The organism is Staphylococcus hyicus (assembly GCF_000816085.1).
Taxonomy (GTDB): Bacteria; Bacillota; Bacilli; order Staphylococcales; family Staphylococcaceae; genus Staphylococcus; species Staphylococcus hyicus.
Map to the genome: position 1 here is coordinate 1,584,777 of NZ_CP008747.1, position 15,137 is coordinate 1,599,913.

The 15,137-nt window shown below is 30.8% G+C and carries 13 protein-coding genes; 4 read left to right on the top strand and 9 right to left on the bottom strand.

Annotated elements, in window-relative coordinates; genetic code table 11:
- Positions 1-548: 548 nt before the first annotated feature.
- Together SHYC_RS07550 and SHYC_RS07555 are read left to right on the top strand one after the other, a co-directional pair.
- Positions 549-914 carry a transcriptional regulator, SarA/Rot family gene (locus tag SHYC_RS07550; protein ID WP_039645921.1) on the top strand — a complete coding sequence of 122 codons (366 nt, stop codon included), beginning with the start codon at positions 549-551 and terminating at the stop codon, positions 912-914.
- Positions 915-1,152: 238 nt separating this feature from the next.
- Positions 1,153-1,926, top strand: a complete 774-nt coding sequence (locus tag SHYC_RS07555) for a hypothetical protein (protein ID WP_158484658.1) — start codon at positions 1,153-1,155, stop codon at positions 1,924-1,926.
- Positions 1,927-1,960: 34 nt separating this feature from the next.
- Here the strand turns inward: SHYC_RS07555 and nucI are convergent, their stop codons facing one another.
- A complete protein-coding gene (nucI, locus tag SHYC_RS07560; RefSeq protein WP_039645926.1) occupies positions 1,961-2,470 on the bottom strand; it encodes a thermonuclease NucI in 510 nt (169 codons plus the stop codon).
- A gap of 143 nt (positions 2,471-2,613) precedes the next feature.
- Here nucI and SHYC_RS07565 point away from each other — a divergent pair, with 143 nt between their 5' ends.
- Positions 2,614-2,823 carry a hypothetical protein gene (locus SHYC_RS07565; protein WP_039645928.1) on the top strand — a complete coding sequence of 70 codons (210 nt, stop codon included), beginning with the start codon at positions 2,614-2,616 and terminating at the stop codon, positions 2,821-2,823.
- 51 nt (positions 2,824-2,874) lie between these two features.
- Here the strand turns inward: SHYC_RS07565 and SHYC_RS07570 are convergent, their stop codons facing one another.
- The 4 genes from SHYC_RS07570 to SHYC_RS07585 all read right to left on the bottom strand — a co-directional run bounded on the left by SHYC_RS07570 (position 2,875) and on the right by SHYC_RS07585 (position 5,923).
- Complete coding sequence (locus SHYC_RS07570) at positions 2,875-3,477, bottom strand: response regulator transcription factor (RefSeq protein ID WP_039645930.1); 603 nt, start codon at positions 3,475-3,477, stop codon at positions 2,875-2,877.
- Positions 3,474-4,211 (bottom strand): sensor histidine kinase, encoded by a 738-nt coding sequence (locus SHYC_RS07575; protein WP_158484660.1) that lies wholly within the window; start codon positions 4,209-4,211, stop codon positions 3,474-3,476. The genes SHYC_RS07570 and SHYC_RS07575 overlap by 4 nt, the downstream gene beginning before the upstream one ends.
- 353 nt (positions 4,212-4,564) lie before the next feature.
- Entirely contained in the window at positions 4,565-5,188 is a 624-nt protein-coding gene (locus SHYC_RS07580) for an ABC transporter permease (RefSeq protein ID WP_158484662.1), read from the bottom strand.
- Positions 5,189-5,329: 141 nt separating this feature from the next.
- Positions 5,330-5,923, bottom strand: a complete 594-nt coding sequence (locus SHYC_RS07585; RefSeq protein ID WP_039645937.1) for an ATP-binding cassette domain-containing protein — start codon at positions 5,921-5,923, stop codon at positions 5,330-5,332.
- A gap of 277 nt (positions 5,924-6,200) precedes the next feature.
- Between SHYC_RS07585 and SHYC_RS07590 the strand changes: the two genes are divergently transcribed.
- Positions 6,201-6,659: a hypothetical protein gene (locus SHYC_RS07590; protein ID WP_039645939.1), complete on the top strand. Its 459-nt coding sequence runs from the start codon at positions 6,201-6,203 to the stop codon at positions 6,657-6,659.
- Positions 6,660-7,098: 439 nt separating this feature from the next.
- On the opposite strand, the gene SHYC_RS12300 is transcribed toward SHYC_RS07590, so the two are convergent.
- The 4 genes from SHYC_RS12300 to glnA all read right to left on the bottom strand — a co-directional run bounded on the left by SHYC_RS12300 (position 7,099) and on the right by glnA (position 15,136).
- Entirely contained in the window at positions 7,099-9,924 is a 2,826-nt protein-coding gene (locus SHYC_RS12300) for a fibrinogen-binding adhesin SdrG C-terminal domain-containing protein (RefSeq protein ID WP_039645941.1), read from the bottom strand.
- Between the two features lie 484 nt (positions 9,925-10,408).
- Positions 10,409-11,521 (bottom strand): staphylokinase domain-containing protein, encoded by a 1,113-nt coding sequence (locus SHYC_RS11885; RefSeq protein ID WP_052257834.1) that lies wholly within the window; start codon positions 11,519-11,521, stop codon positions 10,409-10,411.
- An 889-nt stretch (positions 11,522-12,410) separates the two neighbouring features.
- Positions 12,411-13,427 carry a DUF418 domain-containing protein gene (locus SHYC_RS07605; protein ID WP_039645943.1) on the bottom strand — a complete coding sequence of 339 codons (1,017 nt, stop codon included), beginning with the start codon at positions 13,425-13,427 and terminating at the stop codon, positions 12,411-12,413.
- 368 nt (positions 13,428-13,795) lie between these two features.
- Entirely contained in the window at positions 13,796-15,136 is a 1,341-nt protein-coding gene (glnA, locus tag SHYC_RS07610; RefSeq protein ID WP_039645945.1) for a type I glutamate--ammonia ligase, read from the bottom strand.
- Between the last annotated feature and the right edge of the window lies 1 nt (position 15,137).

The following is a 15,137-nucleotide window of genomic DNA, read 5'->3' on the forward strand; positions in this document are numbered from 1 at the left end:
CTTCTGCATAATAAAATGTTGCGATGATAATCTAACAGTTAATCTTTGTTTGTAACAGTGTGATGTTTGAAATAAAACTTTTGTATTCTACGATGTATTAAAATATCCAAATATAATACTCCCTAACAATTTAAACTTTTGAATACCCCATTTAATTCGAACATTGTTACACAACATTTCAAGGAATTTAAAAATATTTAAAATATCACCATCATTTTATTAGGATATTTTATTTTTCAATTCTTCCCAATGTGGCAACTGATTTTAAAAACATTAAGTGTGAATTCTTAAAAATATAAATCTTACTTCTTTAAAAGCTTTCTATCCAAGCACTTTAGTCTTTTCATCCTTTATATATACATAAACGAAGCAAATCGAATAGTTTCTTTTAAAAATAATTATTGATATGTTAAAAAGAGCTTTTGCGCCATATTATAATTTTTTCGATTTTTTTGCTTCATTCTAAGAGTATTCCATTGAAAAGTATAAAATTTTTAATATAATATAGTATAGGTTCTCAAAAAGATTAGAAAAAAAGGAGTGAAAAAATGAATAAACAATATGATTTAGATATTAATAAGGTTTTTTTCTATGAATCACACCGAAAAAAAATAATTAGCGAACTAAAAAAACGACATAATTTAAAATTAAATGACATTCTGTTTTTGCATCACCTTAAAACTACAGAAAGTCGTCGTATTTCATTACATAAAGTTAAACAATCAATTGATTTTAGCCTTATGGAAATTCATAAATCACTTACCGCGCTAACTGAAAATGGAATCATTGGCAAAGAACGCTCAACTGAAGATGAACGTAAAGTTTTTATAACAATTACCGATGAGCAAGAAGAAAAAATGAAAGAAGTACTTGAAAACTTCGAAATATTAATTAAAGACACTATTCAATCTTAAACACTTTTAAAAGAATATCCGCTTCAGAGTAAGACTGTCTCATTACAACTGGTGATTTACGTCTTGCTCTTTTTTTATATGATACTTCTTTTAATTACGCTAACGAATAGAATTGATTAAACCCTTTAATCAACAACAATTTAATCCCCCAACTTAAACAGAGGTGAATAGCATGTTTTTGACTCTCATATTATATACAATCATCATTTTCATTTTGATTTTTGCCATTTTAAACCATGTGAAATTTAAAAGACAAAATGATTATTTACGCTATGTTAACAAGCGTTTAGTATTAAAATTGGAACATGAGAAAAAGAAAAACAACACCCAAATCATTCCTACAGTTCAAGCGATTCGAACACCTCACCAAGACAAGCGACATATAAAAAATGTTTTAACACAATCCTTTAACCAACTAATTCACTCCGGAGACATCACATCGTTTAAAGTTCTTTCAACGAATCAAATTGCAAAAAGAAATCTATTTTATAAAGACTTATCTCTAATTGATTTTGTCGTCCTTTCCAATTTGGGTCTATTCTTAGTTAAATTAACCCATTTTAAGACAAAGACCTTTATGCATTTTAACGGTGCTAACCAGCCATCACTCCCTTTCCCAGATCAATTTGCACATCATATAAGTCAAATGTATCATCAACAATTTCATCCAGATTCGAATGTGCCTTATACTTTTAGTGAAAAAATCACATCAGACAAAGTCATCTATCAATTTTACAAATATGATCCTTTAAAAAGTGTAGAATCATCCGAACGCAACCTTTCACACGATATCGAAAAGCATGTAAACATTAACGTATCAACGTTGTCTTGTATTTTCGATACCAACCAAACGATTTACGAAAATCAACAGAATCAATATCGTAAAGTTGCTTTAATTAAAAACGAACAAGCTTTAACAACATACATTCATACATTTGCAAAAACGTCACACTCCTATTTAACGGACGATACCTTAACACAATTAGAAACGTTATTCACACAAAAACACTAACCCTACATTATTTTGTAGGGTTAGTGCCATTTTATTAATTACTCCAAATATTCTTTTTTAACTTTTGAGCTTGTTTTTGTGCTTGTTCTATACGCTCTTGATATTTGTAATTAGGACGATAGAATTTTGCACGTGCCAAACCTTCTTTAGCTAGCTTTTCATTAAACATTTCTTTTCCTAACCATACATAGGCTAATGTTCTACCATAACGGTCTTTTTCTTGTTTATCATATTCTAAACGTACTTTTTGATTTGTTAAATGGCGTTTCGTAAAGTCTGATGCTTCTTTTCCATATGGTTGAACTGGTGTGTTAGGTTTAACAGTTTCGGGAGTATCTACCCCTATCATTCTTACCTTTTCTTGTTTACCATCTTTATCAACGATAATCGTATCTCCATCTACGACACGTAATACTTTATAAGTTTGCTCATTCGCATTGCTAAAACCAGCTGATTTAAACGGACCACTTTCCGTCATAAATTGTATAGATAGTACAATAATTGCTGCTACGACAATGATTAATCCTGTTGTTATCTTTTTCATAAGTCCACCCTTTTCTAATAGTCTCATTAATCATAATTAAATTACTGATTAAGGTCAATGTAACTGAAATTCAATTTTTAAGAAGAATCACGTTCAAATCATATAATGAAATGATATAATCAATGCAATAGGAGTGAAATAAAATGAATACATTACGTGAAAATAGTCTTTCCATTATCATCATCATTTTTGCTATTGCATTAGGATTCTTTTTGCAACACTTTTTTAATTTACCTTTAATTGCAGGTGCATTTATTGGTGTCTTACTTGGTGTTGCCGGCGGGTTCGTGATTCAAAAATTGAACAGTAAACGCCAACCTCAATCTAAAAGCAATAAACATAAAGAATATTAATTACTGAACAGAAAGCTTTACTTGATGGCTTTCTGTTTTTATCATTATACGTTAAATCCAACCTGCTTCTTTCGCTTTTTTCCAGGCATCAAAACGATTTTCAGCTTCTAACTTTTCAATCATCACAGAAGCATAATTTCGTACCGTACCTTCTGACAGAAATAACTTTGTTGCTATAGATTTATGACTTAGACCTTTGCCTATTTCAATTAAAATCATTTGTTCACGATGTGTAAGCGGGTTACTTTTTCTAAACACATGTGTCATTAGGGAGACACTATATGTTTTTTCCCCATTCAACGCACGGTGAATTGCAGCTCGTAAGTCTTCAATCGATTGCTCTTTTAACAAAAATGCATCCACATCATTTGCTACTGCTTTTTCGAAATAACCTGGTCTTTTAAATGTTGTTAAAATAATCACTGATGTTTCCAAATGATGTTCACGTATACGATGTAGGACTTCTAAACCATTCATTTCAGGCATTTCAATATCTAAAATAGCAATATCCGGCTGGTGTTGTTGAACACTTTGCCAAGCTGCAAGCCCATTGGTAGCAATTTCGATGACATGCATCGTGCCATCTAACTCTAAAAGCTGTTTCATTGCATCGGCAACCATCATTTGATCTTCTGCTATTACGACACGTATCATGCCAACTCCCCCTTTTGTACCCATATCAACAGCTTTAAACCAGAATCACTTGTTACTACTTTAAGATTTCCATTTAACGTATTTACTCGCTCTGCAATACTTTTTAACGTGACGTTTGCATCCTTTAGCATAGCGCCATTATCTTGAATGACGATTTCAACCATCCTTTTATGTTCCTTTATAGATAATATGACACAATCCGCTTTAGAATGCTTAATCACATTATTCATTGCCTCTCTTAATATCATAGCTAATGTCGTTTGTTTTTGAATTGAGCAATGTTTTAACAATTCAGTTCCATTCACTTTGAACTGTACATTTGCTTGTAATAACAACTGCTCCATTCGTTCAACTTCAGACTCAAATGTAATCCACTTCACATGATCAACAATCCGACGTACTTGATTTAATGTATCTTTAGAAATAGTTTGAATATCCTCCATTTGAACCTTTGCTTGATGAGGTTGAGAGGCTATTAAATTTTGCACTAACTCTGATTTAATGGCGATACTTGCGAATACATGCCCTAATGTATCATGAAGATCTTGTGCAATGCGCTGTCTTTCTTGTTCGGCTAATAGAGTATTAATTTGTTGTTCTTGATGTTGGATACGTTGTTCTAATACATGCTTCTCTTCATTTTTATAATTAATGATAAAACTTGCTATGAGTATACACTCAATAATAATGACATAGACGATTAATGCCTTAAAAAGAACACATGTTAGTAACATAATTGCAAACAAACTCACAAAATAACTCACCAACATCAAGCGTGATAGAACGTTAAAAAAATAAATAGGCAAATAAAATGTTAAAAAAACAAATAAGATTACAATAGAAGGATTAATGAAAAAAGCTAATGAAACAATACAACAACAGTGGATAGCGATAATCCAATCGAGATAGCGCTTTAACTCATTCAAAGTTAAAAACGTTAACAAGCATGTCGTTAACATAAAGATAAACCAAATGACGATTGAAACAATCAATGATTTAGTTTGATGATTGAGATACAAAGTAACGATTGGCATAAGCAAATAAGTAAGGTGGATATAGGGATACCTTGCAATTCTATCCTTTATACTCAAATGAACGCACCCACTTTGTGTTGAATTATACGAATAATGATTAACATTATTATACAATAAACAAAAATTTTAAACACTGAAAACCATAAAATTTGACCCATATTTAAATAAAAAAGCACAATTTTTTGAATATGTAATATAGGTAAATATTCACAAATCCCCCGGACAGGTATTGGTAATGATTGAATTGGCACCCATAATCCGCCCAAAAGCGCTAATAATAAATATATAAAATTACTTAACGGAGCTACTCTGGAAATATCTTTATAAAAACTCAACAAAAATGCCACAGGATATAAACCTAACGAACCTATTAATAGGATTAAGAAAATATTAATCCATTGAAACGTTGTTAATGATACACCATTTACGAACCCAGCATAGAATATAGATAGACATCCTATTGAGGATAAAAATAAGGTTTTAAATACTTTACTTATGAAATAGACTGTATAGGTTGTAGATGATGTTACAATTCTTTTTGCCCATCCTATCTGTTTTTCAATGATTAAATCTTGCGGCAATGTCACAACTATATAGCCCAAAACACTAAAAAGGGCCATGCGAATCATTACTTCTTGTTTAAGTGAATGCGCATCTTCTGAATTAAGTTGAAACATAAAAATAAAATAAAAACATATGGGTAAAAGTACAAACGACGATAACATTAATTTTTGTCTCATACACCTTTTAATTTCTAATACACATAATTTCAAAAGCATTCCTATTCCCCCCCTCATCTTATATTTTTTCTTCTTATTTTATAATAATGTCAAATTGCCCTTGTCCAATCGATAAATGCGATGACATAACGTAGTTAGAGCTTCTTTATCATGCATAATGATCAACATTGAAACTCCATGTTGCTTTAAATGATTCATCATATTCCAAATCAATGTTTGCCTTTCTTGGTCTAGATGGTTCATGGGTTCATCTAATATGAGAAAGTTGGGCGCACTTGAAACGGTTAAAATAAAATCCAATATGCGTTTTTGCCCTCCAGAAAGCTGATCTATCATTTGTAAATCATCTATGAAATCATCTAATGCTATTAATCTCTCAAGAGAACTATCCTTAATTTGAGAATTGTGAAACAGTTTTATAGCTTCTTTGATAGTTATAAAATTAGGAAATTGACTTTCTTGAAAGAAAACGGCTTTTCTAACACCTTTATCCCAAATGATGTCTCCTTGATCACATTTTCGAATGCCCATTAGTGTTTCCGTGAGCGTTGATTTTCCGATACCATTTTCTCCAACCAATCCTATAATTTCTCCTTTATTAATCCTGAACGAAACATCCTCTACAATGATTTTATTGTTTAATTTACAAGTTAAATGATTTACGACAAGCATTCCATCACCCCCTACATGTACAACCGTAAACTAAAATTCAATCTTTTTTATGTCATTTTTGTCACCAATCCTATATGACTTTTGTCATAAATTTTAAAACATTAAAATTTATACTAAAATCCTTCGAAAAGCCAAAGAATCTGTTATGATTAACTTAAGGAACTAAAATAACGTGTATTATCATTGATAGCACACGAACAACGTGTAAATTTACTGAATATTTCGTTACTTTCTAATATGACTATCCTTATCTTAAATTTCTAGGGGGACACTAAAAATGAAATACAGAATACTTACTTCCGTTATACTAACATCCACGATGCTGTTGACAGCATGCGCAAACGACGAAACAAAAAACGAGCAAAATCATCAAACTCAAAAAGCACAACAAAACAATAAAGTATATGATAAATTAACGGATAATAACGTCATAAAAGATGGGTCAACTGCTACATCGAAAAATAAAGATACAACGTATACTTTAGGAAATCATGACAGAATTCTAAAAGTAACCAAAAATCTGTCAGACATGCCATTAAACATACAAAAAGATGAAAAACAATTAAATGACGATGTCACTTCATTTATGGAAAAAGATGCCAAACTTAAAGAAATCAAAAGTGAAACAGTCAAAATATATTATTCTGAAAAGTTAAATAGATATTATTACGTCTCATACAAACTTGACGTGAATAGTAATGTTACCGAATTTATTGTTTCAAGTTATAAAGAATAAAATTTTAATTAACACATTTCAATAAGCTACACACTTGTCAAAATAGGACTTTAACTTTATACACAGAACCTAATATTAAGACTATTTTTTCACAATAAAATCAAACAAGCGGTGAGGAAAACATCATCGCTTTCTTCATCGCTTGTTTTTTTATTATATTGTTTATTATTTTGAATTTTTAAACAGTGACGATGCATTTTCAACACATTAACAAAATAAAAAAGACACTGTACATTACGCATAATCTCAAAATCGTCATTATGTTTTACAAAACACTCAATATTACTATTGAAATTGATAAATATGTCTATTCTTTTAATAGAATAAACCCCTTACATGTTCAATAGTTCATTTCTTCAAAATGACTTCTAGCATTTCTCGTCACATTCAAAATCCCTAGATTATCATTATAGGGATTTTTTTAATATCATTATATTAATTATTGTTTTACTTTTTTTCTTCTCATAATACTGAAACCGAGTAAACTGATCAAACCACCCATTAGGATTAAGTTTTTATCTGAAGTATTTCCGGTATCTGGCAATGCTTTTTGTTTTACGTGATGCTGTTGGTTTTGAGTCACTTTTTTATTGCTCTTTAACTTAACCGGCATACTACTTACTGGTGCAAAGTTTGGTTTATTAGAAACTATACTATTACTGCTAGGGGTTTCAGATTTTACTTTTGGCATTACTTCCTCATGTATTTTAGGTGACTTAGAACTAACCTTCTCAACCACTTTTATTGTTTTGTCTTTTGGAGTTGGTTTCGGATCAACATTATTTTCGTCCACAGGCGAATTAACTTTAGGTTGATTTTGTGTCTCTTGAGGTTCCTCTTTTGGCATGTTTGGTGATGCAAAATGAGGCGGTTTCGTATCTTCTTCTATAATCATACCTTTTGTATAACCATTTTCTCTTGGAATTTCTTCAACAATTTCAATTGGGTCAGGTGAATTCGTCTTTACTGATGGTTTATCTTCACTAGTATCTTCTACAAATGTATCACTACCATTTGAACCTTGCTCTATGCCTGATTCAGATAACGTACTGATATAAAAACTATCTTCTATTTCTTCAACTGCACCAATCACATGTCCACTGATTGCGCCATTACCTGTTTCTTCATCAAATTCTATTAGATTACTATCTTCTACTTCTTCAATAATGCCTTGAGTTGCACCGTTTTCGCCAATTGGTGTCGTCATCTCTAAAATATCTGCATGCTGATATTCTTCAGTTTCTTCAATGATGCCCGTAGCTTGGCCATGTGATCCTTCCGTCATTGTATATTCATTTATATCAATATAATGATTTTCATCCGTTTCTTCTAATACTCCAGTTAATTCACCGTGATCTCCATCAATCATTGTGAAATCGTTGATATCAATAACACTGTTTTCTTCAATTTCTTCAATAGAACCCTCAGCTTGTCCTGTAATATGAGGTGGCAATGTATGATCATCTTCTAATTCAATAAGATTGTTCTCTGTTATATATTCCATAGTATCTTCAACAATAGTGTGATCTGAAATCGCTCCTGTAACAACACCTGTTGCAGAATATTCGTCGAATTCTACTACATTTGACGTATGATGTGTTGAACCACCACCTGGATTTGAATCTTCTTCGATCTCAACCACATCAGCATTATGATTTGTGTTGATATGAGAAACGTAATCTGTATCTACATGAATTGTATCTTCAGTTTCTTCGATTGTTTGGTAATTACTATCCCCAACATCACTACCAGATTCTGTTAATGTTTCTACTGGGAAGCTATCCTCAAAAATTTCAATAATTGGTTGACAAGATGCTTTATCTTCGGGTTTGTATGTTGTAGTTTCAAAATTAATTGGTTGGCTAAATCCATATATAGGCTCAATTGGTTTATCTTTTCCATTCCCATTGGCTTTATTAGAGTAAAGAACTACACTGTTATCCCAAGTTAATTTACTAAATTTCTTATTATAATGATATTGATTACTACTATAATGGTATCCGTCTAATTCAGTTCTAAATTTAAGTGCGGTATCTGAACCATTGTAAAAACCATCATATTTAACTATAAATATTTCCCCATTTAAATTGTCAATTTTAAAACTATAATTGCCATTTTCATTTAATATTGGACTTAATTCTTCTGTAACGTCTACAAGTTTGTCTGTATTAAAATTGATATAAACACTTTGAGCGAGTGGCTTTTCACCATTATATTTAAATATTTTTAAAATTGGTTTTTGCTTTTTAATAGGAGCTCCATTTTCAAAAGAACCAGTAATTCTTATATTATTCATAAATTTTTCATTAGGGTTTATATAAGCTATGTGAGTAAAAGATTGATTTTCTTTATTTATAGAACTCAATCTTCCATTAACTTCCATGTTAAATCCATAGTTATCTTTAACACCACTCAAGTAATCCACATAAAAGTTTTTTTCAATTTTATGATTTGCAATTTCAGCTGTTACTTTTTGATTGCCTTTATTTAGTACTATTGATGGTGAAAAATATAAATTTAAAGACAAATCCGCACTGATATCAGTTCTTTTCTCGACGTAATTTGTAAATATATATCTCAATTTACCATCACTTAATACCTTGCCATTAGCTATAACTTTATTGTTTTTTGAATCAAGTATGGCAGGCATTTTCCTTTTAGTAGAAATCCCTCTAGTATCAACATTATTACTTATAGTAAAATCAAAAAAATCCCCTTCTTTTATTTCTTTATCAAATTTCCATTTATAATTTAATGTAACACGCTCTGCTTCGTGTGGATTAATAGTAGTTTTGTTATTTTGACCTACAATGGAGCTCTCAACAACTTCAACCTTGTTTGATACATCTTCTCTTGTATCTATTTGACCGCCATTGCTAATTGAGTCTTTCTTATATGAAACAACTGTAGGTGCCTCTATCTCATTTTGCGTAATGTTGCTTGAAACTAAATCACCAGGCTTTGAAATTGAATCTGCTTTTTCTTTATTTATAGCTAATTTTTCATTATTATTTAGGTTGGCGCTTAAGTTTTCAAAATTTCTACTATCTTCAACGTTCTCATTTCCCACTTTTTTTTCAATTGGTTTACCTGTAGCACCATTATTTGATTCTACTTCAGTATTGCTTGATAATTCTATCGAATTTGTTTCAGATGCATGTGCTTCATTTCCCTCGCTCATACCTATAACAATTACAGTTCCTAGTGCAATTGATGCTGCCCCCATTTTATATTTTCTTATACCGTATTTTTGTCGTTTGTTCATTTTTATATTTCCGCCTTTGAATAATTAATTGATTTTTTGAGATAATTAGTCACACCGTCAAATCGTAAACTCTGAACCACGAGTAGTTACAATGTCTAACTATCAGTCACCTAGGCAATTATATAGAGCGTATTTATGTATTGCAATACTTTAAAATTAAATCTATCTTAATTATATCGTAAATTATTTTACGTATTATTATTGCATAAAATAGACCTTAAATTATCCTTAATTTATTATTTTTAATGTTAAGAAAATGGTCACTATAATTACTTAAGTTGATTTCATCAAAATTATTGTTAGGCTTTTAAAAGGGATAAGTTTTTGGAGTATCTCACAAATGGTTTTTCGCTGAATTCTATGAAAAAATGCTTTTCACATTTATCATAAATAATACAAAATAGCCCTTAAAATTCATTTACTCCAAATGAATTTCAAGGACTATTTGTAAAATTATCTTGGGATCTCTAAATAATTGTTTCGACTACATTTCTTTATAAACAGCTGTGAAATGTTGATTTTCATCATGATTTAATGTTTGGTTAAATTGATATGTTTTACCGTTTTTAGCTTTAATTTCTGTTAAATTATTTTCAGAAATATATTTTTTAATTTCTTCCATTGCATTTGCTTTTGAAACATTTAATTTAATTTCTTTTAAAAGTAAACCTGTATCGTCTTTGAGTTCTATTACTACTTCTTGTTGTTCTGGCATATAGTCATCACCTTGTTTAGAGATATAATAATCTTCTAAAATTGCATCAATATGTCCTTCTTTTCTAGGTGATTCTCTAAAATCAGACACTTGATAATTAAATTCAGGGTTATATAAATGGTGGTAGATATCTCTAGGCGTTTGGTGATTTTCTAAAACACTTGTACTTAAACGCTTTACCAATCTATATCCTTCTTTATACTCTGCTGTCGTTTTAAATGCTCTTTCTGCTGCTGCATATAACTCTTCTTGGCTTATGTTACTCCCTACTTTAACAGACTTATTAATATCTGTTTCAATTCCCATATTAATAGGAATGAGCATATTTGAATCGCCATTTCGTTTTTTAAACTTTACATCATGATACAATTTTACATCGGTATCTTGACTATATTGGGTTTTTGTTTCTTTATACTCTTTTTCTTTCAAAACAATATTTCCAGTCAATCTAAAGTGTGGACTTTTATCAAACTGAGAATAGTCATCAACTTTAAACCCTTTTTCTGTAATTTCATAAGGTACAGCTTGATCTTTATAGTATAATTCTAGTTTCGTTTCAGGAGTAAATCCAACAAACTCATATTTACTTTTTGCATGTGCTTCTAAAGTTAGTTTCACTTTCTCCTCTAAACTTTTTTTATTTAATACATCACCTGGCTCAAGTGGAAACTCCAGATATTTCGGAAGCGTCAATTCATTACCTTGTTCGTCCACACCCGTAAAGTGAACTAACAAATAAGTTCCTTGGATTTCTTGATAGTCTCTTGAACCGATTTCATCATTAACATTTGCCATTGCATTTTCTGCAAGTGGTAAACTACTCGAAACTCCTGTAAGTGTAAATGAACAAATGACCATTGAACCTAATACTTTTTTTAACATAATTGCAGACCTCTCTCCATAGCATTTTATTATAAACATATATAAATATATAAGTTTATATAAGCACCCGTTATAAAGTGATTTTCCATTTTATATGTCATTAAATGATGGCAACCAAATCTTTTATGACTTTGTGAAATAAATCACTTTATATTTTTATACTATCAGCTTAAAAATCGATATACAACGGCACAAATGCACAAAAACCTTAATAAAACCTTAAGTCCGCATTAACTATATATTAAATTAATGGTAATTTTTTCTTAAATCTATCCTAAAATTAACTAAATTGTTATCAAAATATAACTAATATATTTAAAACGTAGAAACGTTACGTTTTTAGTTCCATAAGCGTTGGATTACGTGTTATTAAGCTTAAATTTAATCCCGAGTTTTCAAAATACGTTTTTCAATTTCTTTTCTTTCTTTTAAAAAATAACATTAAGCATTAATTCATTAAATATTCACTGGCAATTATAATATTTTTATGCTTGGGGCGTTTTTATTGCGACTGGGACATAAATCAGTAAACCTATGATCGTCCCTAACGCCTCGCTTTTCTAGGCGCCTTGCCTCAAAAGTCTCGGCTAAGGGATCAATCACAATTCATCATAGTGTCCATCACTAAGACTAAATCAATTTATATAAATCAATAATAGCTAACAAAGTTCATGTATAAATGAATTTTGTTGGCTTATTTATAATTAACAGGACTGCTATGTCCTAGCCCATAGTATGCTACAAGTTCAAATAAATACTCAGACATTTGATAATTTCATAACTTCTATTTAAACATTATAAAAAAACCGGTTATAGCTACCTCATTCAAGATCAATACACATCTTGAATGAAATACTATTCCGGTTTTAGTTCGTCCTGGTACTTTAAGTTATTTTTTTATTTTTATAACTCTCATATATGTGCCACATCTCCAAATGTATTCCAGTGGTCCATATGTGAAATATGTCAACCATACCTTACTAAATGCAATTTGTATTACATAAATGACAAGACACATGATTAAACTATGCGTCAGCGACACACTGCCTTTAAATATTAATTGCGTATATACTAACATTAATAATGTTTGACCAATATAATTGGTCAAGGCTAAGCGCCCATAATATTTTAAAGGGGACAACAATTTGTGACCAATCTCTGTTTGAGCGATGATAATAATCGTCAGTACATAAAATAGTGAAATTACTGGTGATGTAAGTGTCACAATATAATCAAATAAATATTTACTCTGAACATATTGTTCGCCCACGATACCCGCTGTTTCTGCGACTTTAAAGTTAGGGTATGCATAAAATATGGATAATAAAATAAAACTTACCAAGGCTAACATACTCGTAATCGCCCAACATTGTTTCAATCGATGATCATACATCTTTAATTTTTCAAATAAGCCATATTGTCCTAAAGTTAAGCCTAAAATAAAATATGGAATAACTAATAAAATTTTATCATCAAGTATTAACATTACTACCAGGAGTGCTAAGCCAATCACTAAATTTATTTCTTTCTTCAAATAATAGAACAATAATAGTAATAAGCCGACTACCGCGTATATTTTTAATGCTTCTCCAGGTTGTAAGAACGTATGAAAAACGCCAAATACTAGTAAAATCACGAGCCGTCTTATATATAGCGCTAACTTATTTTGGGATTTTTGACGTGCACGTTCCATAAAAATATAAAACCCAATACCAAAAAGTGTTGAAAAAATAGCGAAAAATTTACTTTCAACAAATATGCTTAAAAAACTATCATACCATGCATCCACACCACCATTTGGAATAATTAAACGCATGAACGTCATACCTTTGACATTCACTAAGATAATTCCTAATAGTGCAAACCCCCTTAAAATATCTAATATTTCAATTCTTTTTTGTACCAAATTCTGTCCTCCTAAATCATTTAATTACATTCATTTAATTAAAGTATTTATGTCTCTATAACTTCACAGTCATATTTTTTATATACTATAATTAAACAAATCTATATATAACCGTTCCATATTATTTCTTAAATAAATAGGATATTTAAGCCATAGTAAGTATATCAAAAATTTTAGGAGTCTAACCTAACAGAAATGTAAGGTCATATGAGGGGTTACAGGCATGATTATACTCGTTTACATTTATAACATTAAAGCTTATACGAAGCGTATTATGAGTTTAATTCATCTCTTATTATCATTTTAATAGGGCGAAAAAAATCAAAAAGAAAAACCCTCAAAGTCAATGACTTCAAGGGTTTTCAAAATTAATATTGTTTCATGTATTGGTCAACTTCCCATTCGCTGACTTGCGTACGATAGTAATCCCATTCAATAGATTTAGAGTTAATAAATTGATTATAAATGTGATCACCTAATGCTTTTTTGACCGTATCATTTTCTCGCATAGCTTTAAGCGCTGTATACAAAGTAGATGGTAAATCTTCAATACCTACTGCTTCGCGTTCTTCACGATTCATTTCATAAATGTTTTGGTTAACAGGTTCTTGAACTTCTATTTTGTTTTTAATACCATCTAAACCAGCTTGTAAAATTGTTGCAAGTGCCATGTATGGATTAGCAGCTGGATCAACCGAGCGAATTTCCACACGTGTAGATAATCCACGAGATGAAGGAACACGTACTAATGGAGAACGGTTTTTGCCACTCCATGCAATATAACTTGGCGCTTCATAGCCAGGTACAAGACGCTTATATGAGTTCACTAATGGGTTACACACTGCTGTAAAGCCACGTGCATTTTTCATAATTCCTGCGATGAAATGGTAGGCATCTTGAGATAATTCCATTTTGCCGCTTTCATCATAAAATGCATTTTCTTTACCTTTAAATAATGACACATTAAAGTGCATACCGCTTCCGTTCACACCAAATAATGGTTTTGGCATAAATGTCGCGTGTAAATTGTGTTGTCTCGCTATAGTTTTAACAACTAATTTAAATGTTTGAATATTATCACATGCTGTGATAGCATCTGCATATTTAAAGTCAATTTCATGTTGACCTGGTGCCACTTCATGGTGACTTGCTTCGATATCAAAGCCCATATCTTCTAATTCTAACACGATGTCACGTCGACAATTTTCACCTAAATCAGTAGGTGCTAAATCGAAGTAACCACCGTGGTCATTTAATTCCATCGTTGGTTCGCCTTTTTCATCTAACTTAAATAAGAAAAATTCAGGCTCTGGTCCAAGGTTAAAATCAGTAAAACCTAATGCTTCCATGTCTTTAAGTACACGTTTCAAGTTACTACGAGGATCCCCTGCAAATGGTTCACCTTCAGTTGTGTAAACATCACAAATTAAACGCGCAACTTTACCTTGCCCTGCTGTCCATGGGAAGATAACCCAAGTGTTTAAATCAGGTTTTAAATACATGTCAGATTCTTCAATACGAACAAATCCTTCGATAGATGAACCATCAAACATCATTTCATTATCGAGTACTTTTTCCAATTGGCTTACTGGTACTTCTACATTTTTGATTGTTCCTAAAATATCAGAAAATTGTAAGCGAATATAGCGTACATTTTCTTCTTCTGCAAAGCGTCGGATGTCATCTTTTGTAAAATTTTGTTTTGGCATT